Below are 22500 nucleotides of genomic sequence, written 5' to 3'. Positions count from 1 at the left end.
GGACGGGCTGTGGCTCGCCGTACGGCAGTACCTGACGCGGATGCGTCAGCTGGAGCCCGGGGTGTCCTGGGGCATGGCACAGCGGCTCGCGGGCGACCTCGCGGCGTGCACGGGGACTCCGTCGCCCACTGATCTGCCGCCGGCCGTTTTCTTGGCCGCGGTGGTGCACGAGCGGCAGTCGCGGGAGTCACGGCGGGCGTTCGGCCCGGGCGGTCCCGCGCCGGAGGGCGGCCCGGACGCGGCCCGGGCGAGCACGCAGCCGGACCCGGCGGTTGCCGCGCAGCCCGCGTACCAGCCACCTGCGGCGCCGCCGCAGGTATCCGCCGGGCCGTCGGCCGGTACCGCGCGGCAGGAGCGCCCGGTCACCGGGTTCGCGCCGCCCGCGTAAGGCAGACGGTCCGCCCCCTCCCCCTCACGCACATCGCGCTCAGCCGAACGCCGACGGCGGGGACTCGAGGTCCTCCAGTTCGATCCCGGGCGCGGCCAGCACCACGTCGCCGGCGATGTGGACGGTGTGCCGTTCGCCGGTGTCCAGGGCTGTGACCTGGTATTCGTCCACGGTCAGGGGGCCGTTGTCAGTGGCGTGTGCTTCGCTGTCCACCAGCGCCCAGGACTGGTCCACGGTGCGGGGGGCGAGGACCGGGTCCGTGAAGGCGACGAGTCGTACACGGGTCGCGGAGGAAGGGGTGAGGCGCAGCAGACGAGCGGTGGCGACGAGGAACGCGGGGGACGTGCCGGTGAAGGCGTGGGCGCGCACATTGCCTTCAGTGGCATGGGTGCCGGTGGGGTCCGTGCGGACCCAGGTGACGCCGTCGAGGGCGGCACCGCGCACCTGCCAGCCGCCCGCGTGGAGTTCGAGGCGCAGGGGGCGGCCGAGGTCGTCCAGGGCGAGGTCGACCGAGCCGCGGTGGTCCCCCGCGGGGGTGGTCAGCCGGGAGACGTAGCGCCAGCCGGACGGGCCGGGGGCGCACTGGAAGTGTTCTTCGCCGAGGGGGGTGTGATCGTGCGGATCGTGGAGCGAATAGCGGCCGCGGGGCATGGGGGTCCTGGGTCGTGACGGGCTCGGGTCGCCGCCGCGTACCGGTCCGGAGGCGTGAGCGCCGGGCGGGTGGGTGAGGGGTCGCACCGCTCCAACGAGACAGGCCCCCGGCACGGGGGTGCGGGGGCCTGTCTTCGCGGACCTGGCCGAGACGCGGTGAGCGGCTCGGGGGGCGGTCAGTAGCGGTAGTGGTCCGGCTTGTACGGGCCCTCGACCTCGACACCGATGTAGGCGGCCTGCTCCGGACGCAGCGTGGTCAGCTTGACGCCGAGCGCGTCCAGGTGGAGCCGGGCGACCTTCTCGTCCAGGTGCTTGGGCAGCACGTACACACCGGTCGGGTACGCGTCGGGCTTGGTGAACAGCTCGATCTGGGCCAGCGTCTGGTCCGCGAACGAGTTCGACATCACGAACGACGGATGACCCGTGGCATTGCCCAGGTTCAGCAGCCGGCCCTCGGACAGCACGATGATCACCTTGCCGTCCGGGAACGTCCACGTGTGGACCTGCGGCTTCACCTCGTCCTTGACGATGCCCGGGATCCTCGCCAGACCGGCCATGTCGATCTCGTTGTCGAAGTGACCGATGTTCCCGACGATCGCCTGGTGCTTCATCCGGGCCATGTCCGAGGCCATGATGATGTCCTTGTTGCCCGTCGTCGTCACGAAGATGTCGGCCTTGTCCACGACCTCGTCCAGCGTCGTGACCTGGTAACCGTCCATCGCCGCCTGCAACGCGCAGATCGGGTCGATCTCCGTCACGATCACCCGCGCACCCTGACCCCGCAGCGACTCCGCACAGCCCTTGCCGACATCGCCGTACCCGCACACCACCGCGGTCTTGCCACCGATCAGCACATCGGTCGCCCGGTTGATGCCGTCCACCAGCGAATGCCGGCAGCCGTACTTGTTGTCGAACTTCGACTTCGTCACCGCGTCGTTCACATTGATCGCGGGGAACAGCAGCACACCGTCACGCTGCATCTCGTACAAACGGTGCACACCCGTCGTGGTCTCCTCCGTCACACCACGGATCTCGGAGGCCAGCTGGGTCCACTTCTGGGGGTTCTCGCCCAGGGTGCGGTGCAGGAGCTGGAGGATGACGCGGTGCTCGTCGGACTCGGCGGTCTCCAGGCCGGGGACCTTGCCGTCCTTCTCGTACTCGACGCCCTTGTGGACGAGGAGGGTGGCGTCACCGCCGTCGTCCAGGATCATGTTCGGGCCGCCGGTCGGGCTGTCCGGCCAGGTCAGCGCCTGCTCGGTGCACCACCAGTACTCCTCCAGGGTCTCGCCCTTCCAGGCGAAGACCGGGACGCCCCGCGGGTTGTCCGGCGTGCCGTCGGGGCCGACGGCGATGGCGGCGGCCGCGTGGTCCTGGGTGGAGAAGATGTTGCAGGAGGCCCAGCGGACCCTGGCGCCCAGGGCGACCAGGGTCTCGATCAGCACCGCCGTCTGCACCGTCATGTGCAGCGAACCGGTGACGCGGGCGCCGGCGAGGGGCTGGGCCTCGGCGTACTCCTTGCGGATCGCCATCAGGCCGGGCATCTCGTGCTCGGCGAGGGTGATCTCCTTGCGGCCGAACTCGGCCAGCGAGAGATCGGCGACCTTGAAGTCCTGTCGGTTGTCGACAGTCGTCATTGCGAGCTGCTCCTCGGATTCGGGTCGAGGTGGGTACGGCTGGTCTGCGCGGCGGCGGACATACGGGTCCCCGGGTAGAGGACACTGGCATGCCCACGTGTGCGCAGCGCAGTCCGTCGGAGGCCCTCTCTCCCTCGGCCGGTCCGTGGGGACCGCCCGACCGCCATCAGCAGCGACGTCTGGCTCCGTCCCAAGCTACACCGGACGGCCCGGTCGCCCACAGTCCGCGTCCGCGTGGGGTGACCCGTTCGCCGGGCGTCCGCGCGGTCCGCGGGGGGCCGGCCGGGGCGGGTCAGTGGCCGGTGGCGTGCGGGTTCGGGCCACCGGGGGTGGCCGCCGGGTCGGGGCCCTTGGCGGCTTCGGCCTCACTGTAGATGTCCGGTTCGAGGTAGATGACGCGGGCGATGGGGACGGCGGTGCGGATGCGGTCCTCGGCGGCGTCGATGGCGGCGGCGACCTCGGCGGCGGTGTCGTCGTGCCGGACCGCGATCTTGGCGGCGATCAGGAGTTCCTCGGGGCCGAGGTGGAGGGTGCGCATGTGGATGATGCGGGTGACCGTCTCGCCGTCGACGGTCGCCGCCTCGATCTTCTTGATCACGTCGAGGCCGGCCGCCTCGCCGAGCAGCAGCGACTTGGTCTCGGCGGCCAGGACCAGGGCGATGCAGACGAGGAGGACACCGATGCAGACGGTGCCGACGCCGTCCCAGACGCCGTCGCCGGTGAGCAGGGAGAGGCCGACGCCGGCGAGGGCGAAGACGAGGCCGATGAGCGCGCCGAAGTCCTCCAGCAGGACGACGGGCAGTTCGGGGGCCTTGGCGCGGCGGATGAACTGCGCCCAGGACAGCGTGCCCCGCAGTTCCTTGGACTCCTTCATGGCCGTGCGGAAGGAGAAGCCCTCGGCGACGACCGCGAAGACGAGGACGGCCACCGGCCAGTACCAGTTCTCCAGTTCGTGCGGGTGGGAGATCTTCTCGTAGCCCTCGTAGATGGCGAACATGCCGCCGATGGAGAAGAGGACGATCGAGACGAGGAAGGCGTAGATGTAGCGTTCGCGGCCGTAGCCGAAGGGGTGTTGCGGCGTGGCCTCGCGCTCGGCCTTCTTGCCTCCGATGAGCAGCAGGAACTGGTTGCCGGAGTCGGCGACCGAGTGGACGCCCTCGGCGAGCATCGAGGAGGAGCCGCTGAAGGCGAACGCCACGAACTTCGATGCCGCGATCGCGAGGTTGGCGCCGAGTGCCGCCACGATCGCCCTGGTACCGCCTGACGCGCTCATGTGTCCGCGTTGTCCCTTCGGTCTCTGCTCGGTGCCTGCGTCTTTGCCCGGCCTTTGCCGGTGGGCCATTCTTGCAGCCAGGCCGGGCACCGGCGCGTCAGGTTTCCACAGGCCCGGTCATACGACCATTCATACGATCACGGTGGCGCGGAAGACCGTGCCCGCGCCCGAGATCTCGGCCTTCTCGCCGGCCGGGACGAACACCGAGCGTCCGGGGCCCAGTTCGTGCTCGCCGGCGCGGACGCTCCCGGCCGTGCACAGCAGGATCTGCGCGGTGTCGCGGGTGAGGTCGCGGGCGGTGCCGCCCTCGGGCAGGACGTAGCGGGAGAGCCGGAACTCGTCGATCGGCGTCTCGTAGACCTCCTCGCCGTCCGGGGCGGCCTCGGGCCGCAGCACGCCCGGGTCGCCCGCCTCGAAGCGGACCACGCGCAGGAGTTCGGGCACGTCGACGTGTTTCGGGGTCAGCCCGCAGCGCAGCACGTTGTCGGAGTTGGCCATGATCTCGACCCCGAGGCCGCTGAGATAGGCGTGCGGCACCCCGGCACCGAGGAACAGCGCCTCGCCGGGCTGGAGTCGGACGTGGTTGAGCAGCATGGCCGCGAGGACGCCGGGGTCGCCGGGGTAGTGGTGGGCGAGCTCGGCGTAGGGGGCGTAGTCGCCGCCCAGGCGGGCGCAGGCGGCCGCGGCCTCGGTGACCGTGCGGGCCGTCTCCTCGCGGTCCGCGGTGAGGATCGCGGTGAGGACCTCGCGCAGCGCCGCGTCCTCGGGGTGGGCGCGCAGCAGGTCGACGTAGGGCTTGAGGGAGTCGACGCCGAGTCCGGCGAGCAGGTCGGCGGCCCGCTCCGGGGGCCGGAAACCGCACAGGCCGTCGAACTCGGTGAGGGCGCAGATCAGTTCGGGCTTGTGGTTGGCGTCCTTGTAGTTGCGTTCGGGGGCGCCGACCGGGACGCCGCGGCGCTCCTCGTCGGCGTAACCCTCCCTGGCCTGCTCCAGGTCGGGGTGCACCTGGAGCGACAGGGGGGCGTCCGCGGCGAGGATCTTGAGCAGGAACGGCAGCCGGGGGCCGAACCTGGCGACCGCCTCCTTGCCCAGCTCGCGCTCCGGGTCGGCGTCGATCACCTCGGCGAGCGTGCCGCGCGCGGTGCGCGAGGGGGCGCCGGGGTGGGCGCCCATCCACATCTCCGCCTGGGGCTCGCCGGTCGGCTCGGTGCCGAGCAGCCGCGGGATGGCGGTGGAGGAACCCCAGGCGTAGGGGCGGACGGTGTTGTCGAGGCGGTCCATGTGTCTTCTCTGTCTTCCGTGCGTGCGCCGACCGGTGTTCTTGCGGCCTGTAGCCAGATCAGGCCCCGGAGGCGAGCGCCAGGTAAACGGCGGCGAAATCCGTGACGGCGATCAGTTCCGCGAGCGTCTCCAGTTCGCCGCCCTCCTCGGGTTCCAGTTCACTGATCGGCGTGTCGTGGCTGAGGGCCAGGTCACGGGCGGCGGGGGCGGCGGTGAGGCCGCCGAGCGGGCGGTCGCGCAGCAGCACCACGCGCGCGTGCAGCGCGGGCGGCTCCTCCACCCGGTCGCGGAAGAAGTCGTCCGGGTCGGCGCTGGCCGCGAGCGGGCCGGCCAGCAGGGCGCCGTGCGCGGCGAGCGCCTCGGGGAGTTCGGCGACGACGGCGGGTTGGCCGGCCAGCTCGGCGAGGGCGGCGGCGAACCGGCGGCCCGCCGGGCCCGCGGAGGCGCCCTCCGTCCACACCACGGGCAGCGCGTCGGCGAGTTCGGCGGCGATGGTCTTGGCCGGGTTGCTGTAGGCCACGATGGCGGGGCCGCAGCGCTCGGCGACCTCGTCGAGCCGGTCGGCGACCTTCTCCAGGGCCTCCGGCGGGGCGCTGAGCAGGCCGACGCGGTCCAGCAGGGCGAGCAGCGGGGTCAGCAGGGCCCAGAAGACGCCCGGGGAGGACGCGGCGAGCGGTTCCTCCTGGTCGTAGGGGGCCGTAGCCATCGGGACGAACAGTCCGTGCGCGCCGGAGACCGCCTCGGCGAGCGGGGTGCCGACCGGGGCGACGGCGACCACCGAGACGCCTCGGCGGTAGGCCTGGTCGGCGAGGAGGGAGAGGCTGGGCTCGGTGCCGTCCGGGGTGGCGATCAGCAGCAGGTCCACGGAGCCGGCCCAGCCGGGCAGTTCCCAGCGCAGGGCGCCCGCGGCGGGGGCGACCCCGGTGGGGGCCAGGCGGACCACCGGGCTGCCGGGGCCGGCCAGGGTGCCGAGCAGGTCGGCGGTGTGGGTGGCGGCGGCGCCGGGACCCGCGATCAGTACGGCGCGGGGGCGGCCGTCGGGTTCGAGGCCGCCGATGCCGGCCTCGGCGGCGTGCCGGGCCGCGGTGCGCACGCGGGCGCCGGCCTCGGCGGCACCGCGCAGCAGGCCCCGGCGGTCGGCCTCGGCGAGGCCCTCCGGGCTGTCGAGCAGCGTTTCGTCCAGCATGGGCGGCAGCCTCCGATCGCCGGGATGCGGTGTCTACGACGCTACGCGGGTCCGCGGCGCCCGCGACGCTTCGGGGGCGCCGTGGCGCCGGGCGGCCCGGCTCACTCGGGGCGGCGGGCCTCGTCCACGAGGAGGACCGGGATGCCGTCGCGGACCGGGTAGGCGAGACCGCAGTCCTGGCCGGTGCAGATCAGCTCGGCGTCCTGCTCCTTGAGGGGCGCGTGGCAGGCCGGGCAGGCGAGGATCTCCAGGAGGCCGGCTTCGAGCGGCATGGGGTGTCCCTTCGAGGGGCGGAGTTTCGTTGACCGCTGGTCAGCGTAACCGCTGCGGGGCGGATCGGGGTTTCAGGCCCTGATGATCGCCAAGGCGTCGTCGCGGACCGCGGCCATGGTGGCCTCGTCCTTCGCCTCGGCGTTCAGCCGGAGCAGCGGCTCGGTGTTGGAGGGGCGGACGTTGAACCACCAGTCGGCGGCGGAGACGGTGAGGCCGTCGAGGTCGTCCAGGGTGACGCCGTCGCGGCCCTCGTAGGCGGCGCGGATCGCGGCGAGGCGGCCGGCCTGGTCGGCGACGGTGGAGTTGATCTCGCCGGAGCCCGCGTAGCGGTCGTACTGGGCGACCAGCGCGGACAGCGGGCCCTGCTGGCCGCCGAGGGCGGCCAGCACGTGCAGGGCGGCCAGCATGCCCGTGTCGGCGTTCCAGAAGTCCTTGAAGTAGTAGTGCGCGGAGTGCTCGCCGCCGAAGATCGCGCCGGTGCGGGCCATCTCCGCCTTGATGAAGGAGTGGCCGACGCGGGTGCGGACCGGGGTGCCGCCCTGCTCGCGGACGACCTCCGGGACGGTGCGCGAGGTGATCAGGTTGTGGATGACGGTGCCCGCGCCGCCGTTGCGCGCGAGTTCGCGGGCGGCGACCAGGGCGGTGACGGCGGACGGGGAGACCGGGTCGCCGTTCTCGTCGACGACGAAGCAGCGGTCGGCGTCGCCGTCGAAGGCGATGCCGAGGTCGGCGCCCTCGGCCGGGACCCGCTTCTGCAGGTCCACGAGGTTGGCCGGGTCGAGCGGGTTGGCCTCGTGGTTCGGGAAGGTGCCGTCCAGTTCGAAGTACATCGGGACGAGGGTCAGGGGCAGGCCGGCGAAGACCGTGGGCACGGTGTGGCCGCCCATGCCGTTGCCCGCGTCGACCACGACCTTCAGGGGGCGGATGGCGGTGAGGTCGACCAGCGAGCGCAGGTGCGCCGCGTAGTCCTCCAGCGTCTCGCGGGAGCCGATGGTGCCGGGCTCGGCGACCGGCTCGGGGGCGCCCGACTCCAGCCATCCCTCGACCAGTTCGCGGATCTGCCCGAGGCCGGTGTCCTGGCCGACCGGGGCGGCGCCGGCCCGGCACATCTTGATGCCGTTGTACTGGGCCGGGTTGTGGGAGGCGGTGAACATCGCGCCGGGCAGGTCCAGCGCGCCCGAGGCGTAGTACAGCTGGTCCGTGGAGCACAGGCCGATCTCGGTGACGTCGGCGCCGCGGTCCGCCGCGCCGCGCGCGAAGGCGCGGGCAAGGCCGGGGGACGAGGGCCGCATGTCGTGGCCGACGACGATCGCCGTGGCCTCCGTCACCTCCGCGAAGGCGGCGCCGAAGAGCCCGGCCAGTGTCTCGTCCCACTGGTCCGGGACCACTCCGCGCACGTCGTACGCCTTCACGAGCTGCGACAGATCAGCAGTCACGGCCAACCCTCCTGAAGTTCTTGGGTGCCCACAAACTACCCGTCCGGGGTAAGGGCGAGGTGTGCGGACACCAGCGGACGCGCGGGCGTCACCGGCAGGAGTGGCGGCCGGTGTCGCTCAGTTGTCCGGGGAGCGCAGGACCCGGAGGTGGCCGCGGCGGGCGACCTCCATGGGGTCCGCCGTGCGGGCGCCGCCACCGGCCTCGGCCGCGCGCTCCTGGGGGCGGGCCGCCTCGCGCACGGCGTTGGCGAGCGCCTCCAGGTCGTCGCCGCTGGGGCGGGCGGGGGCGGAGCCGTCGAGGAGACGGACGACCTCCCAGCCGCGCGGGGCGGTGAGACGCTCGGAGTGCTCGGCGCACAGGTCGTAGCAGTGGGGTTCGGCGTAGGTGGCGAGCGGGCCGAGGACCGCGGTTGAGTCGGCGTAGACGTACGTCAGCGTCGCGACGGCGGGTCGGCCGCAGGCGGTGCGCGAACAGCGACGTACAGGGCTCACGACGTTGGACGGTACCGCACTCTTGAGCGGGCCGCGACGACTCTCCGCCCAGTCACTCCACCGTGTCGTGCTGTGAAACGCCCCACACCCCCCTGCGGACCGGCCCTGTTGACCTGCGCGGAAGGGGTTTTCGACGGGTCCCGGCGGGGCCGTTTTCGGTCATGAGCCGGTACAAACACCGTCAAATGCCTTGAGTTCCCTGGCCGGGAACGGTTCCGGGAGGGTTGCCGAAACGAGCCGGTCCTTGGCCGGAACGGTCATCCTGCGACAGGGAGACGACAGGAACGCGACATGAAGTCGCCGGTGGCCGGTTGGCGCGTGAGGCCGGACGAGCCGGGCGGCCGAGGACTACGCTTCACCGGTGATGGACAACCGTGTACCGCCCCGAGCCGCAGGCCCCGGGCCCCGCCGCCGCGATCGTCACGGACGGGGCATGCGCGGGCCGATCGCGCCTCCGCAGGTGCCGTTGGCGGCCAGCCGCGCGGAGGTCTTCGCCGACCTGGTGCAGGACTCCGTGGACCGGCTGGAGCGACGGTGGCCGCAGCTGACCGAGGTCGATTTCCTGGTGCTGGAGGTGCCGCGGCTCGAAGGGGCCGAGGCGGGACTGTGGGGCGACGAGGCGGTACCGCTCGGCGGGGTCGTGCCGGCGCACGACGGGCGGCGGGCGCGGGTCGTGGTGTACCGGCGGCCGGTGGAGATCCGCTCCAAGGGGCGCGACGAGCGGGCGGCGTTGGTGCACGAGGTGGTCGTCGAGCAGGTGGCCGAGCTGCTGGGGCTGACGCCGGAGACCGTGGATCCCCGGTACGGGGAGGACTGAGGCCGGTCCCCGCGGGTCGTGCCGTGGCCGCACCGGGCCCTGCCGTGGCCGGACGGGACCGGTCCGGTCGCCCGCGGTCGCGGAGTGCGCGCGACCGCGGGCGCCGGCTGGTCACTTCTGGAGGATCGAGAGGTCCTCGTCCGTCTTCGGGACCGCGACCAGGCCCCGGTCGTTCGGGAGGGTCTGGACGGTGAAGCCGGGGATGCCGGCCTCGGTGGCGGTGAGGGTGCGGGCGGCGTAGACGGGGGCGCCGGTGAGGGGTTCGATCGTCAGGGCATAGGTGCCGCCCTGGCCGGAGGGGGCCGGGGCGTCGATGTTCTGGGTGGTGCCGGAGCCGATCGTGTAGGTCTTCGAGACCGCCGTCCCGCCGTCGCTGCCCGCCGAGGCGGTGACCTTGACCTTGGCCGTTCCGGTGGGCGCCGTCAGGGCGAGGGTGGTGCCCTTGGAGTTGTTGTCGGCCGAGGTGGCGCGGGTGCCGACGGGGGCGGTGGCCGGGATGAAGGCCATCTCCTGGTTCGCGCCCTTGCCCCGCAGCACCTGGAGCGCGGCGACGACCGGCACCGACTGGTCGGTGGGCGTCAGCACCAGCGAGCCGGCCTCGCCGCGGGTCACCGGGCCGAGGTCCGCCGCGGTGGTCATACCGGACTTGACGTGCAGCGTCTCGTTCCCGGCGGGGGTGATCAGGCCGCTTGGCGAGGCGAGGCGGATCGTGAGGTCGGCGTCGGCGTCGCCGGGCGTGAAGGCGATCAGACGGACGTCGGTGGCGTCCTTCGGGATGCCGGGCAGCACCAGGGAGCCCGCCGGGTCGGCGGCCGCGGCCAGCCAGTCACCGCCGGCCTTGCCGTCCAGCGCCTGCACACTCGCGCCGACCCGCCCGCTGCGCACGCTGACGTGCACGGTCACGTCGTCCTGCCGCTCCTCGGTCAGCGTGGAGAGCAGGAGCGGCTCGCTGGTGTGCGGCTTGACCGTGAGGTTCTCCCCCAGCGGCGACTTGATCGCGCCGTTCTTGCCGTACAGCTCGACGTCCACCACGGCGGCGGAGTCGTCCGGGTTGGTCAGGTGGAGGTAGTCGGTGCGGCTGCCGGCCGTGCTCGCGCCCGGGAACCAGAACTCGGTGTCCGCGGGGGTGCAGGTCACGCCCTGGAGGCCGCGGCCGGTGCCGGCGGCGATCTCGGTGGTCTCCTGGACGGTCCAGCCGGGCGCGAACTTCCCGTCGGCGGTGCCGATCAGCGCGGGCCCGTCGGCGCCGGAGGTGTCGCCGGTGGCGGGGGTGCCCGGCGCCTTCGGGGTGAGCAAGGGCTTGGCGGTGGTCTTCTTGCCGCCCTTGCCCTTGCCCGGCTGGGTGCCGCCCGCCGATTCCTCGGGGGCGGGCTGGAGTTGGGCCTTGCCGTCGCTCGGCGCGCCCTGGGTGACGGGCGTGAACGAGGTGTACGACGTGTCGGCGATGTCCGAGACGCTGGGCGCCGGACACAGCAGGCTGGTGCGCTCCACCGGCAGATGGGCGGCGGCCGTGGGGGCGGCCGCTCCGGAGGCCGAGGGCCCGGCCAGCGCGGCGAACGCCGTGACGGCGGCCAGCGCGCTGGTGCCGGCGATCAGGGACAGGGTGGTGCGGTTCACTGCTGGCTCCCGTCGGGGCGCTCGCTGCCGGTGCCATGGGGGTGCTGGGGGTCGTAGCCCTGCTGGGCGGGGTCGTACGCCGGGTCGTAGACCTGCTGCTGGTACGCCGCGGGGTCGTACTGCTGCTGACCGTTGCCGTAGGCGTACGGGTCGTACGGGGCCGCCTGGTAGGGGTCGGCCTGGTACGGCTGCTGGTCGTAACCGCCCGCCTGGTACGCGTCGGTGCCGTAGCCGGGGTACTGGGTGTGGCCGTAGGAGTCGGCGTACGGCGCGTCGAAGGAGGGGTCGTACGGCTGCTGGTGCGGGATCGGGGCCGGCGGCGCCTCGGCGCCCTCCATGGCCGCGGGCGCCTGCTCGGCCGGTACGTCTGGGGCCGGTACGTCCGGGGCCGGCGCCTCCTCGGCCGCGGCCTCCTCGGCCTGGGCGCGCAGGCGGCGGGCGCGGCGGCCCTCGCCCGCGACGGCCTGGGCGGGCACCGGCTGCTCCTCCGGGAGGTCGTCGTCCACGTCGCGGCGGCGGCCGGGCAGGGCGAGCACGACCAGGACGAGGCCGAGCAGACCCTGGGCCCACAGCCAGGCGGTGTGCGTGATCGGCGCCTCGTAGGTGACGTCGAGCCGGCCGCCGGAGGACGGCAGCCGGAAGCCCTGGGCCCAGCCGTCGACGGTGGTGCGGGGCAGCGGCTTGCCGTCCAGGGTGGCCGTCCAGCCGGGGGCGGCGCTGTCGGCGAGGCGCAGGACACGGCCGTCGGAGCCGGCGGGGACGGTGGTGTGGATGTCCACCGGTCCGGCGCTCACCGGCCGGCCGCCGGCCGAACCGGAGCCGCCCGCGGGCAGGATGACGGCGCGGGAGACCTCCTGGCCGACGCGCCACAGGGCGTTGCCGTCCTGCTGGCTGAGCCGGGCGAGGCCGGGGGTGGCGTCCAGGACCCGGGAGATGTCGCGGGGCGCGCCCTTGTGGACGAGGACGTAGCGCACGGCGAAGCCGCCGAGTTCGTCGGCCTGGTCGGCGCCGGAGCCGGCGATCAGGTTGGCGACGACCTTGTCGAGGCGCGCGTTCTCGCCGTCGGCGGCGGCCAGTTCGCCGTCTCCCATGCGGGCGCCGGCGCCGCGCACCAGGGTGTAGCGCACCCGCGCGGCGGAGTCGCTGTCGAGGACGAGGGTGCGGGCGCGGTCGCCGGTGGTGGAGTCCTCGGCGACGAACGCGGGCACCTGGGCCGGGTCGCGGCGCTGCACGGGCCCGTCGGCGCCGCGCAGCATCCAGCCGGCCGCGAGCAGCAGCGGGCCCACGGCCGAGGCGAGGGCGATCAGGGCGGCGACGGGCTGGCGCCAGCCGAAGCTCTGCTCGGCCACGCGGGCGCGGGCGCCGTCGGCACCGAGGACGGCGGCCGACAGCAGGGCGATGCCGTAGACGAGGGTGGCCGGGCCGGCCCAGGCGGACCGGTTGGCGAGCACCGCGAAGACCAGGCCCACCAGGGCGACGGCCCAGGCGGTGCGGATGCCCAGCTGCCGTTCGGAGCGCAGCAGGGCGGCCAGGGCGGCGAGCACGATGCCGAGCAGCAGCAGGCCGCTCGCGGTGCCGGGGCCGCCCGGGCTGATGCCGAGCAGGTCGAGCGCGGAGGCGGCCGAGGCGCCGTACGCCAGGCCCGCCTCCGTGAAGAAGCCGGTCGGCAGCAGGGTCAGCGACCAGGGGGCGAGGAGCAGCAGCGGGGTGCCGAGCTGGACGAGGAAGCGCAGTCCGTTCTGGACCAGGTCGGCGCGGCGCAGCACGAGCACGCCGAGGCCGAGGATCAGCGCGATCGGCCAGACGATCGGGGTGAAGGCGGTGGTGATGGTCAGCAGCAGCGCGTACGCCCAGGTGGCGCGCCAGCTGCCGCGGGTGCCGTCGCGGCCGGCGAGACCGCTCGCGGCGATGCCCGCGCGGGCGATGAGCGGCAGCAGCACGGCGAGTGCGGCGGTGCCGATGCGTCCGCCGGCCAGGGCGCCGGTGGTGGCGGGCAGGAAGGCGTAGGCGATGGCCGCCCAGGCGCGCAGCAGCCGGGAGGTGACCAGGGGCCGGGAGGCGAAGTAGGCGGTGACCCCGGCGAGCGGCACCGAGCAGACCAGCAGCACGGTGACGGCGAGTCCGGTGGAGCCGAACAGCAGGGTGGCGAAGGTGGCGACGAGCGCCAGGTAGGGCGGCGCGGACGGGGTGCCGCCGGCACCCACCGGGTGCCACGCGTCCGCGAAGCGGGACCACAGTTCGCCGGCGCTCGCCGGGGCGGGCAGCAGGGCGCCGCCACCGAGCGCGCCGCCGGAGAGCAGGGCGCGGCAGGCGACCAGGGAGATGACCAGCAGGGCGAGGAAGAGCACCGGTCCTGGCCTGCGGGCGATCCGCTTGAGCCGGGCGAACTGCTCGACCTCCAGGAAGTCCGCGTCGTCGCCGCCGGGTCCGGACTCCACGGCGCCGCCGTGCCGGCCGGCCGGGGTGGTGTCGGTGTCGGAACCGGCGGTGAGGTTGCCGGCGAACTGCTCCACGGTGGCCCGGATGGTGGCGCCGGGCGGCGGGAAGAGGCGGCGCAGCTCGTCCTTGTCGATCCTCGGGGTGCCGCGGCGGCGCCGGGCGGCGATGATCCGCTCGGGTCGCAGCAGGGTGCCCAGCAGGCCGCGGATCTCGTCCAGGGCCTGTCCGGGGACCTTGCCGACGAGGTAGGCGACGGTCCGCAGCAGGGTGCCGATGACGAGCCGCAGCATCACCCAGGGCAGGGCAGCGGTACGGGTGTTGGCGAGCAGGGTGTAGACGGCGCCCGCCTTGTCGACCTTGTGCGGGGAGGCGGCGGTGCGGCCCACGCAGTCGACGGTGCGGCGCTCGCGGGAGGCGGCCTCGGCGTGCCGTACGACCGCGTCGGGGGCGATCAGGACGCGGTGGCCGGCCAGATGGGCGCGCCAGCACAGGTCGACGTCGTCGCGCATCAGGGGCAGCCGGCGGTCGAAGCCGCCGAGCTGTTCGAAGACGTCGCGGCGGATCAGCATGCCGGCGGTGGAGACGGACAGCACGGAGCGGACGTGGTCGTGCTGGCCCTGGTCCTGTTCGCGGCGGTCCAGACCGGTCCAGCGGCGGCCGGAGTTGGCGATGGAGACACCGACCTCCAGCAGTTGCCTGCGGTCGTACCAGCCGCGCAGTTTGGGGCCGACCACCGCCACGTCGTCGCGGCCCAGTTCGAGTTCGTTGTCGACGACCCGCAGCAGCTGGGCGAGGGCGTCGGGTTCGGGGGCGCAGTCGTCGTGCAGCAGCCAGAGCCACTGGACGGGCTCGCCGTACGGCAGTTCGGGGAGGTCGTAGGCGTCGTCGCGCCAGGTGCGGGTGGCCGGGTCCCAGCCGCTGGGGCGCTTGAGGTACGGCAGCTCGTCCGGAGTGAGGACGCGTGCGGAGCGGCTCGCCTCCTCGACGGCCTGGCCGAAGCCGGTGCGGCGGGCGAGGTGCAGCACGTTCGCGTCACCGAGGGATGCGCCGAGCAGTTGGGCGGAGTCGTCCGCGCTGCCGGTGTCGGCGGCCACCGCCTGCTGGACCGGGCGCTCCTGGCCGAGCAGCCCGGCGAGCGCGTCGGGCAGCCAGCGGGCGCCGTCGTGGGAGACGAGGACCGCGGTCACCACATGACGCGGGAACTCGGGCGGGCGGGCTGGGTCGAACGCTGCGGCGGCGGCCGGGTCTTGGGCCGTCGTATGGCTGTGCACGGACATCGAGGTACGGGCCCCGGTTCGGTGGACTGCGGTGGACGCCCGCGCCTCCTGCGACCTCAGGGGGACGTCGTCGGGAGTGCGGGCCGTCTCGGACGAGCGACCACACTATCGGCTGCCCACGACGACGGCCCGCCGCCTGTGGACAACCCACCGGCCACGGGCCGTTCGTGACGTTCTCCCGGGTCCGCGTGACGCTCGCGCGCGGTCAGACGGCGGCCTTCTTCAGCCGGCGGCGCTCCCGCTCGGACAGGCCGCCCCAGATGCCGAAGCGCTCGTCGTTGGCGAGGGCGTACTCGAGGCACTCGGAGCGGACCTCGCAGGCGAGGCACACCTTCTTCGCTTCTCTGGTGGAGCCGCCCTTCTCGGGGAAGAAGGACTCGGGGTCGGTCTGGGCGCACAGTGCGCGCTCCTGCCAGCCGAGTTCCTCGTCCGCGTCGTCGACCAGCAGTTGCTGCACCAGCTCGGTCATGTGCGCCCCTCGTCTGTCTTTCGCGTCCCCGTGCCTGGCCGTTACCGATTTCGGCTGAACGACACGAGTGAAATTACAAGTGTGCTGCTCCGGGCGAGTCAAGCCGAGATCTGCTATTGAGCCCGTTATTCACTCTGCGGAACCAAGGCCATGCGGAAAGTGTTCAAATCGCCATAAACCCCGACACATGGCCGAGGCCCGGAAGGCCGCCGCGCTCCGCACGGCACCTCCGGGGTCCCCGCACGGAGAAAGACGCCCTGGCGTTCGATCGCGTTGCACACGGCTCGTCGCCCGCTCGGATGTGCCCCATGTGTCCCGCAGTCCCGGGGCGCAAACCCCCCATCGGCCAGATGCCCCGGATGAGGTGAATTGTGTCCCACATGACGGTCATCGAGTTGACAGCACAGGTGTGAACCGTTGTCCTAGGGGGCATGCTCGCGCACTCGGCATCCACCTCGACCCGCACCGCCGGGTCCCACGGTGCTGCCCGGGCGCGCTGTAGCTGTTGTCGCTGTTCCAGCTGTTGAGCCCGCCTCACCAGGTCCCCGCTCCGGCTGTCGCCGACGCCCCGCGCCGCGCGGCTCGGCCGTACCCCCTTCGCCGAGTTTCGCCGTACTCCGCCGCACCCGTCTCCCACCCGGGTCCCACTCTTTTCTCCGCCTTCTCTCCGCCGAGGAACCAGCGCACCCATGAACAGCGACAACGACCTCCAGATCGCCGGCGACCTGCTCGAAGTCCCGCATCTGCTCCAGCCGCCGCGCGAGCACCCGGCCACCGTCGCCGAGTTCGCGGGGCTGGCCCGCGCCATCGCCGCCGACCGCGCCCAGTGGGCCGGCCTGGTCCGCTACGACGCCACCACCCGCTGGTACCACCGGCTGCGCACCGGCCCCGGTTACGAGGTGTGGCTGCTGTCCTGGCTGCCCGGGCAGGGCAGCGGGCGGCACGACCACGGCCGCTCCTGCGGTGTGCTCACGGTCCTGGCCGGGACCCTCACCGAGCACACCCGGCGCGGCGGCCACGCCCTCGCGCCCGGCGCGCAGCGGGTGTTCGCGCCGGGCTATGTGCACGAGGTCGTCAACGACACGCTGGAACCGGCGGTCAGCCTGCACATCTACCACCCGGGCCTGACCGAGATGCCGATGCTCCCCCCGTCCCGGCTCCGGGCGGCCGGGGCCGCGCCCGCGGCCCCCTTCTGCGAGGCGCGTCCGGCGACTGCCTGACGCGTTGTCGGCCCCTCCTGCGAGACTGGTCCCCATGCGCATTGTGGTTCTGGCAGGCGGCATCGGCGGTGCCCGTTTCCTGCGCGGTCTGAAGCGGGCCGTGCCGGACGCGGACGTCACGGTCATCGGCAACACCGGCGACGACATCCACCTCTTCGGGCTGAAGGTCTGCCCGGACCTCGACACGGTGATGTACACGCTGGGCGGCGGCATCAACGAGGAGCAGGGCTGGGGGCGGTCCGACGAGACCTTCCATCTCAAGGAGGAACTGGCGGCCTACGGCGTCGGCCCGGAGTGGTTCGGGCTCGGCGACCGGGACTTCGCCACGCACATCGTACGGACCCAGATGCTCGGCGCCGGTTATCCGCTGAGCGCGGTGACCGAGGCGCTGTGCGACCGGTGGAAGCCCGGCGTGCGGCTCATCCCGATGACCGACGACCGCGTGGAGACCCATGTGGCCGTCGACATCGACGGCGAACGCAAGGCGGTCCATTTCCAGGAGTACTGGGTGCGGCTGCGGGCCTCCGTCCCCGCCGAGGCCGTGGTCCCGGTCGGCGCCGAGCAGGCCAAGCCGGCCCCGGGCGTCCTGGAGGCCATCGCCGGGGCGGACGTCATCCTCTTCCCGCCGTCCAACCCCATCGTGTCCATCGGCACGATCCTCGCGATCCCCGGCATCAGGGAGGCCATCGCGGACGCGGGGGTACCCGTAGTCGGCCTGTCCCCCATCGTCGGTGACGCGCCGGTGCGCGGGATGGCCGACAAGGTGCTCGCGGCGGTCGGCGTGGAGTCCACCGCGGCGGCGGTCGCCGAGCACTACGGCTCGGGCCTGCTGGACGGCTGGCTGGTCGACACCGTGGACGCCGCGGTGGTGGAGCGCGTCGAGGCCGACGGCATCCGCTGCCGGGCCGTGCCGCTGATGATGACCGACGTGGAGGCGGCCGCGCAGATGGCGCGGGAGGCGCTGGCCCTGGCCGAGGAGGTGCGCGGCGCGTGAGCACGGACAGTGGGGAGCGCCCGGAGTTCCGGGTCTGGGCGCCGGCCGGCCTTCCCGAGGTGCGGCAGGGCGACAACCTCGCCAAGCTGATCGCCGCCGCCGAGCCCGGCCTGGCCGACGGCGACGTTTTGATCGTCACGTCCAAGATCGTCTCCAAGGCCGAGGGCCGGATCATGGAGGCCGGCGACCGGGAGGCCGCGATCGACGCGGAGACGGTCCGGGTGGTGGCCCGCCGGGGCACCCTGCGGATCGTGGAGAACCGGCAGGGCCTGGTCATGGCCGCCGCCGGGGTCGACGCCTCCAACACGCCCGCCGGGACCGTGCTGTTGCTGCCCGAGGACCCGGACGCGTCCGCCCGGGCCATCCGGGACGGCCTGCGGGACGCCCTCGGCGTGGAGGTCGGGGTCGTCGTCAGCGACACCTTCGGGCGGCCCTGGCGCTCGGGGCTGACGGACGTGGCGATCGGCGCCGCCGGGGTGCGCGTGCTGGACGACCTGCGCGGTGGCACGGACGCGTACGGCAATCCGCTCAGCGCCACCGTGGTGGCCACGGCGGACGAGCTGGCCGCCGCCGGCGACCTGGTCAAGGGCAAGGCCGGGGGCCGGCCGGTCGCGGTGGTGCGCGGCCTGCCCCAGGTGGTGGAGCGGGACTGCGACACCGGCGCGCGGGCGCTGGTGCGCAACGCGGCCGACGACATGTTCCGGCTCGGCACCTCCGAGGCCGTCCGCGAGGCCGTGACCCAAAGGCGCACCGTGCGGGCCTTCACCGACGGCCCCGTGGATCCCGGTGCGGTGCGGCGGGCGGTGGCGGCGGCCGTGACCGCGCCCGCCCCGCACCACACCACGCCCTGGCGGTTCGTGCTGCTGGAGTCGGCCGAGTCCCGGACCCGGCTGCTGGACGCGATGCGGGACGCCTGGATCGCGGACCTGCGCCGGGACGGCAGGAGCGAGGAGTCCATCGCCAAGCGGGTCCGGCGCGGCGACGTGCTGCGCGACGCGCCCTACCTGGCGGTGCCCTGCCTCGTCATGGACGGCTCGCACCACTACGGGGACGCGCGGCGGGACGGCGCCGAGCGGGACATGTTCGTCGTCGCCATGGGCGCGGGCGTGCAGAACTTCCTGGTGGCGCTGGCCGGGGAGCGCCTGGGCTCGGCCTGGGTGTCGTCCACGATGTTCTGCCGGGACGTGGTCCGCGAGGCGCTGGGGCTGCCCCCGGAGTGGGAGCCGATGGGCGCGGTGGCGATCGGGCGCCCGGCCCAGCCGCCGGCGCCGCGCGGCGAGCGGGACGCGGGGGCGTTCATCGAGGTGCGCTGAACGACGGCGGGGACCGGGCCCGCCCCCGGACCTGCCGGGTCGGCCCGGTCTCGCCGGTCGGCCCGGGCCGGGAGAAAGGCCCTAGTCTCGAAGGACGGCACCCGTATTCCGAGGATCTGATCCGTGGCAGGACGCTTCGCTCCCCGAGCCGCGCGCACGAGCGTGCGCGGCGGCCATGCCGGCCTGCCCGCAGCCGGGATACCGCGGCAGGCCACGGCCCCCGCGCGGGTGCGGCGCTGGACGCCCGGGGGACCGCTCGACCTCGGTCTGGTGCTCGGGCCGCTGCGGCGCGGCCCCGCCGACCCGACGTTCCGGGCCACCGCGGACGGGTCCGTGTGGCGGGCCACCCGCACCCCTGCGGGCCCCGGCACGCTGCGGGTGCGGGCGCACGGCGGCGAGGTGCTCGGCGAGGCCTGGGGGCCCGGCGCCGAGTGGCTGCTCGACGGGCTGCCCGACCTGCTCGGCGCGGCCGACGACCCCGACGCTTTCGTCCCCCGGCACCGGGTGGTGGCGCTGGCGCGGCACCGTCGGCCGGGGCTGCGGCTGACGCGGACCGGGCTGGTGCTGGAGTCGCTGATCCCGTCGGTGCTGGAGCAGAAGGTCACGACGGACGAGGCGTACCGGGCGTGGCGGCTGCTCGTACGGCGGTTCGGGGAGCCGGCGCCGGGACCCGCGGGGACCGGCGAGCGGCCGATGTCGGTGATGCCCGCGCCGCGGACCTGGGCGCTGATCCCCTCCTGGGAGTGGCACCGGGCCGGCGTCGACGACAAGCGGGCGTCCACCGTCCTGCGCGCCGTACGGGTCGCCGCACGGCTCGAACAGTCGGTGAGGATGCCGGCGGCCGAGGCTCGGGCACGGCTGGAGGTCGTGCCCGGGGTGGGGCCCTGGACGTCCGCCGAGGTGGTGCAGCGCAGCCATGGGGCGGCGGACGCCGTGACGGTCGGGGATCTGCACCTGCCGCGCATCGTCGGTTTCGCCCTCGCGGGTGACCGGGACGCGGACGACTCCGTGATGCTGCGCCTGCTGGAGCCGTATGCCGGGCAGCGGCACCGGGCGGCCCGGCTGATCCTGCTGAGCGGTGTCGCGCCGGCGCGGCGGGTCCCGAAGATGCCGCGGGTGGACATCGGCTTGCTCTGAGCCGCGGCCGGGCCCCTGCGGGGGCCCCGGCGCCCGCCTCCCCCGGCGGCACGTCCGGCCGCGGCGGGCGGCGGCCCTACTGGTCCGACGAGAAGCGGACCGCACCCGCCGGGATCAGCGCGTCGCACCACACCCGCGCGCCGTCGAGCAGCTCGTTGTCCGGGCCGACGACGGCGCCGTCGCCGACCACCGTGCCGGTGAGCACGGAGCGTTCGCCGATCCGGGCGCGGGTGCCGATGAGGGAGTCGGTGACGACCGCGCCGGGCTCGATGACGGCGCCGGGCAGGATCGTGGAGCCGAAGACCCGCGCGCCTTCCGCGACGAACGCGCCCTCGCCGACCACCGTGCCGCCGGTCACCTTCGCGTCCGGCGCGATCCGGGCCGTCGGCAGGATCAGCCGGTCCCCGCACCGCCCCGGCACCGCGGGGGACGGCGCCTTGCCGAGCACCAGGTCGGCCGAGCCGCGCACGAACGCCGCCGGGGTGCCGAGGTCCAGCCAGTACGTCGAGTCGACCATGCCCTGGAGGTGGGCGCCGGCCGCGAGCAGCTGCGGGAAGGTCTCGCGCTCCACCGACACCGGGCGGCCCGCCGGGATCGTGTCGATGACCGAGCGGCGGAAGACGTACGCCCCCGCGTTGATCTGGTCGGTGACGATCTCCTCCGGCGTCTGCGGCTTCTCCAGGAAGGCCAGCACCCGGCCCGTGTCGTCCGTGGGCACGAGGCCGTAGGCGCGCGGGTCGGTCACCTTGGTCAGGTGCAGCGAGACGTCCGCGCCCGTCGACCGGTGGGTGTCGACGAGGGCCGGGATGTCCAGGCCGGTCAGGATGTCGCCGTTGAAGATCAGCACCGGCTCGTCGGGCCCGGAGTGCAGCCGCGAGGCCACGTTGCGGATCGCCCCGCCCGTGCCCAGGGGCTCTTCCTCGGTGACGTACTCCAGGTGCAGGCCCAGAGCCGAGCCGTCGCCGAAGTACGGCTCGAAGACCTCCGCCAGATAGCTGGTGGCGAGGACGATGTGCTCGACGCCCGCCGCTCTCGCCCGTGCCAGCTGGTGGGTGAGGAACGGCACGCCCGCGGCCCGCACCATGGGCTTGGGGGTGTGCACCGTCAGCGGACGCAGTCGGGTGCCTTTGCCGCCGACCAGGAGGATCGCTTCTGTCACCTGTCGTCTCTGCTTCCTGCCGGGACCGGCCGAACTGCCTCGTTCTACTCGTATCGGCCGGTCAGTGTATGCAGACCGTAGCGATGGAGGCCGTGACGACCACGCCGTTCGCCGTGAGATCGGTGTGAGATCGGTGAGAGATCGGCGCGCCCCCCACCAGAACCTGCCCCGCGACCTCCACCAGAACCGGTGACCGGGCCGATCGTCGCACCGTCGTCCGGTGACCGGACCGATCGCCGCGCCGCCGGTCGAACCGGGTCGCCCGACCCGTACCGGGCCCGGTCGTCCCCCACCCTCCCACGCGTACGCTGTGCCGCGTGAACGCCACCGATCGCACCCCCGCCGACCTGCTGGCCGCCGCGCTCGCCGCGGACCCCGGCCGCCCGCTGGTGACCTTCTACGACGACGCCACGGGCGAACGCGTCGAACTGTCCGTCGCCACCTTCGCCAACTGGGTGGCCAAGACCGCCAACCTCCTCCAGGGCGACCTCTCCGTGGAACCCGGTGACCGGGTCACGCTGCTGCTGCCCGCGCACTGGCAGACGGCGGTGTGGCTGCTGGCGTGCGCGTCGGTGGGCGCGGTGGCGGACGTGGCCGGGAACCCGGCGGCGGCCGACGTGGTCGTCAGCGGGCCCGACACGCTGGAGGCGGCGCGGGCGTGCCGGGGCGAGCGGGTCGCGCTGGCCCTGCGGCCGCTCGGCGGGCGGTTCCCCGAACCGCCGCAGGGGTTCCTCGACTACGCCGTGGAGGTGCCGGGCCAGGGCGACCGGTTCGCCTCGCCGTACGCCGGGGAGTCGGCGCTGATCGTGGCCGGTGCGGAGTACAGCGGGGCCGAGGTCGTGGAGAAGGCCGTCGCCGACGCCCCGGCGCTGGATCTGACGGGCCCCGGTTCGCGGCTGCTGTCGGGGCTGGCGTACGACACCTGGGAGGGGCTGAGCGCGGGACTGTACGCGCCGCTGGCCGGCGGCGGTTCCGTGGTGCTCTGCCGCCATCTGGACCGCCTGGACGAGGAGGCCCTGGCCAGGCGGATCGAGAGCGAGAAGGTGACGGCGGTACGCGGGCTCCCCCGCTCGGCGTAGCCCAGGGCGCCCGACCGGCCCGCGCGCTCCATCGTCGTAGGAGTACCGCCGCTCCTACCGCCCCGGGGACCCCGCGCCGTGACCGACTCCGCCCGTACGCCGTCCGGACCCGGGGCCGGTGCGTCCGCGAGCGGGCGGGGGCTCGCGCGGCGGCGGCGCCGGCGCGGCGCGCCGCAGCGGCGGCGGCGCGGGCGGCGCGGACCAGGAGGACGCCGCGCCGGGCGGCGCACGGGGTGGGGCGGCGGAAGGCGGGCGCCGGGGGGGCGGGGGGGAGGGGGGGGGGGGGCGGGGGGAGGGGGGGGGGGGGGGGGGCGGAGGGGGGGGGGGGGGGGGGCCGGGGGGGGGGGGGGGGGGCGCGGGGGGCG

General features: G+C 74.2%; 19 protein-coding genes (1 of these 19 only partly in view). 7 read left to right on the top strand and 12 right to left on the bottom strand.

All coding sequences use genetic code 11. From position 1 onward, the window contains the following. Window positions 1–388 carry the final stretch of an RDD family protein gene (locus FRZ03_RS19620; RefSeq protein ID WP_146466477.1) on the top strand. Its footprint begins 539 nt before the window's first position, so 388 of the gene's 927 nt are visible here — the last part of the coding sequence; its start codon lies off the left edge, out of view; it ends in the stop codon at window positions 386–388. A 39-nt stretch (window positions 389–427) separates the two neighbouring features. Here FRZ03_RS19620 and FRZ03_RS19615 read toward each other — a convergent pair whose 3' ends face one another. From FRZ03_RS19615 to FRZ03_RS19580, 8 genes are all read right to left on the bottom strand, one after another. Further along, window positions 428–1039 carry a hypothetical protein gene (locus FRZ03_RS19615; RefSeq protein ID WP_146466476.1) on the bottom strand — a complete coding sequence of 204 codons (612 nt, stop codon included), beginning with the start codon at window positions 1037–1039 and terminating at the stop codon, window positions 428–430. A 176-nt stretch (window positions 1040–1215) separates the two neighbouring features. Beyond that, window positions 1216–2673: an adenosylhomocysteinase gene (gene ahcY / locus FRZ03_RS19610; protein ID WP_146466475.1), complete on the bottom strand. Its 1458-nt coding sequence runs from the start codon at window positions 2671–2673 to the stop codon at window positions 1216–1218. A gap of 292 nt (window positions 2674–2965) precedes the next feature. Beyond that, the gene (locus tag FRZ03_RS19605; protein ID WP_146466474.1) at window positions 2966–3946 is read right to left on the bottom strand and encodes a cation diffusion facilitator family transporter; all 981 of its coding nucleotides are present in this window, start codon (window positions 3944–3946) and stop codon (window positions 2966–2968) included. Window positions 3947–4075: 129 nt separating this feature from the next. After that, window positions 4076–5227, bottom strand: coding sequence for a mannose-6-phosphate isomerase, class I (manA, locus tag FRZ03_RS19600; protein ID WP_146466473.1), 1152 nt, complete (start codon window positions 5225–5227; stop codon window positions 4076–4078). 58 nt (window positions 5228–5285) lie between these two features. Then, on the bottom strand, window positions 5286–6413 hold the full coding sequence (locus FRZ03_RS19595) for an SIS domain-containing protein (protein WP_146466472.1): 1128 nt from the start codon (window positions 6411–6413) through the stop codon (window positions 5286–5288). 101 nt (window positions 6414–6514) lie between these two features. Next, window positions 6515–6685 carry a Trm112 family protein gene (locus tag FRZ03_RS19590; protein WP_007450268.1) on the bottom strand — a complete coding sequence of 57 codons (171 nt, stop codon included), beginning with the start codon at window positions 6683–6685 and terminating at the stop codon, window positions 6515–6517. Between the two features lie 72 nt (window positions 6686–6757). Then, on the bottom strand, window positions 6758–8122 hold the full coding sequence (locus FRZ03_RS19585) for a phosphomannomutase/phosphoglucomutase (RefSeq protein ID WP_146466471.1): 1365 nt from the start codon (window positions 8120–8122) through the stop codon (window positions 6758–6760). A 117-nt stretch (window positions 8123–8239) separates the two neighbouring features. Continuing rightward, window positions 8240–8614, bottom strand: a complete 375-nt coding sequence (locus FRZ03_RS19580) for a DUF3499 domain-containing protein (protein WP_037660842.1) — start codon at window positions 8612–8614, stop codon at window positions 8240–8242. Between the two features lie 364 nt (window positions 8615–8978). Here FRZ03_RS19580 and FRZ03_RS19575 point away from each other — a divergent pair, with 364 nt between their 5' ends. Continuing rightward, complete coding sequence (locus FRZ03_RS19575) at window positions 8979–9431, top strand: metallopeptidase family protein (protein WP_146466480.1); 453 nt, start codon at window positions 8979–8981, stop codon at window positions 9429–9431. Between the two features lie 111 nt (window positions 9432–9542). Here the strand turns inward: FRZ03_RS19575 and FRZ03_RS19570 are convergent, their stop codons facing one another. The 3 genes from FRZ03_RS19570 to FRZ03_RS19560 form a co-directional block, all read right to left on the bottom strand. After that, the gene (locus tag FRZ03_RS19570) at window positions 9543–11048 is read right to left on the bottom strand and encodes a DUF5719 family protein (protein ID WP_146466470.1); all 1506 of its coding nucleotides are present in this window, start codon (window positions 11046–11048) and stop codon (window positions 9543–9545) included. Then, entirely contained in the window at window positions 11045–14764 is a 3720-nt protein-coding gene (locus FRZ03_RS19565; protein WP_146466469.1) for a glycosyltransferase family 2 protein, read from the bottom strand. Before FRZ03_RS19565 ends, FRZ03_RS19570 begins: the two co-directional genes overlap by 4 nt. Window positions 14765–14969: 205 nt before the next feature. Then, window positions 14970–15233, bottom strand: a complete 264-nt coding sequence (locus FRZ03_RS19560; RefSeq protein WP_003975777.1) for a WhiB family transcriptional regulator — start codon at window positions 15231–15233, stop codon at window positions 14970–14972. Window positions 15234–15922: 689 nt separating this feature from the next. Between FRZ03_RS19560 and FRZ03_RS19550 the strand changes: the two genes are divergently transcribed. From FRZ03_RS19550 to FRZ03_RS19535, 4 genes are all read left to right on the top strand, one after another. After that, on the top strand, window positions 15923–16453 hold the full coding sequence (locus FRZ03_RS19550) for a cysteine dioxygenase (protein ID WP_146466467.1): 531 nt from the start codon (window positions 15923–15925) through the stop codon (window positions 16451–16453). Between the two features lie 34 nt (window positions 16454–16487). Beyond that, a complete protein-coding gene (gene cofD / locus FRZ03_RS19545) occupies window positions 16488–17447 on the top strand; it encodes a 2-phospho-L-lactate transferase (RefSeq protein ID WP_146466466.1) in 960 nt (319 codons plus the stop codon). Then, window positions 17444–18760, top strand: coding sequence for a coenzyme F420-0:L-glutamate ligase (locus tag FRZ03_RS19540; protein ID WP_146466465.1), 1317 nt, complete (start codon window positions 17444–17446; stop codon window positions 18758–18760). The genes cofD and FRZ03_RS19540 overlap by 4 nt, the downstream gene beginning before the upstream one ends. A 123-nt stretch (window positions 18761–18883) precedes the next feature. Continuing rightward, complete coding sequence (locus FRZ03_RS19535) at window positions 18884–19897, top strand: DNA-3-methyladenine glycosylase family protein (RefSeq protein ID WP_186785506.1); 1014 nt, start codon at window positions 18884–18886, stop codon at window positions 19895–19897. Window positions 19898–19973: 76 nt separating this feature from the next. Here the strand turns inward: FRZ03_RS19535 and manB are convergent, their stop codons facing one another. After that, on the bottom strand, window positions 19974–21056 hold the full coding sequence (manB, locus tag FRZ03_RS19530) for a mannose-1-phosphate guanylyltransferase (protein ID WP_146466464.1): 1083 nt from the start codon (window positions 21054–21056) through the stop codon (window positions 19974–19976). A gap of 317 nt (window positions 21057–21373) precedes the next feature. Between manB and FRZ03_RS19525 the strand changes: the two genes are divergently transcribed. Further along, the gene (locus FRZ03_RS19525; RefSeq protein WP_146466463.1) at window positions 21374–22135 is read left to right on the top strand and encodes a TIGR03089 family protein; all 762 of its coding nucleotides are present in this window, start codon (window positions 21374–21376) and stop codon (window positions 22133–22135) included. The last annotated feature ends 365 nt before the right edge of the window (window positions 22136–22500 follow it).

It is taken from the genome of Streptomyces misionensis (assembly GCF_007896895.1).
Classification (GTDB): domain Bacteria; phylum Actinomycetota; class Actinomycetes; order Streptomycetales; family Streptomycetaceae; genus Streptomyces; species Streptomyces misionensis_A.
The sequence above is the reverse complement of the archived record's forward strand: the minus strand, read 5'-3'. Positions and strand labels throughout refer to the sequence as shown.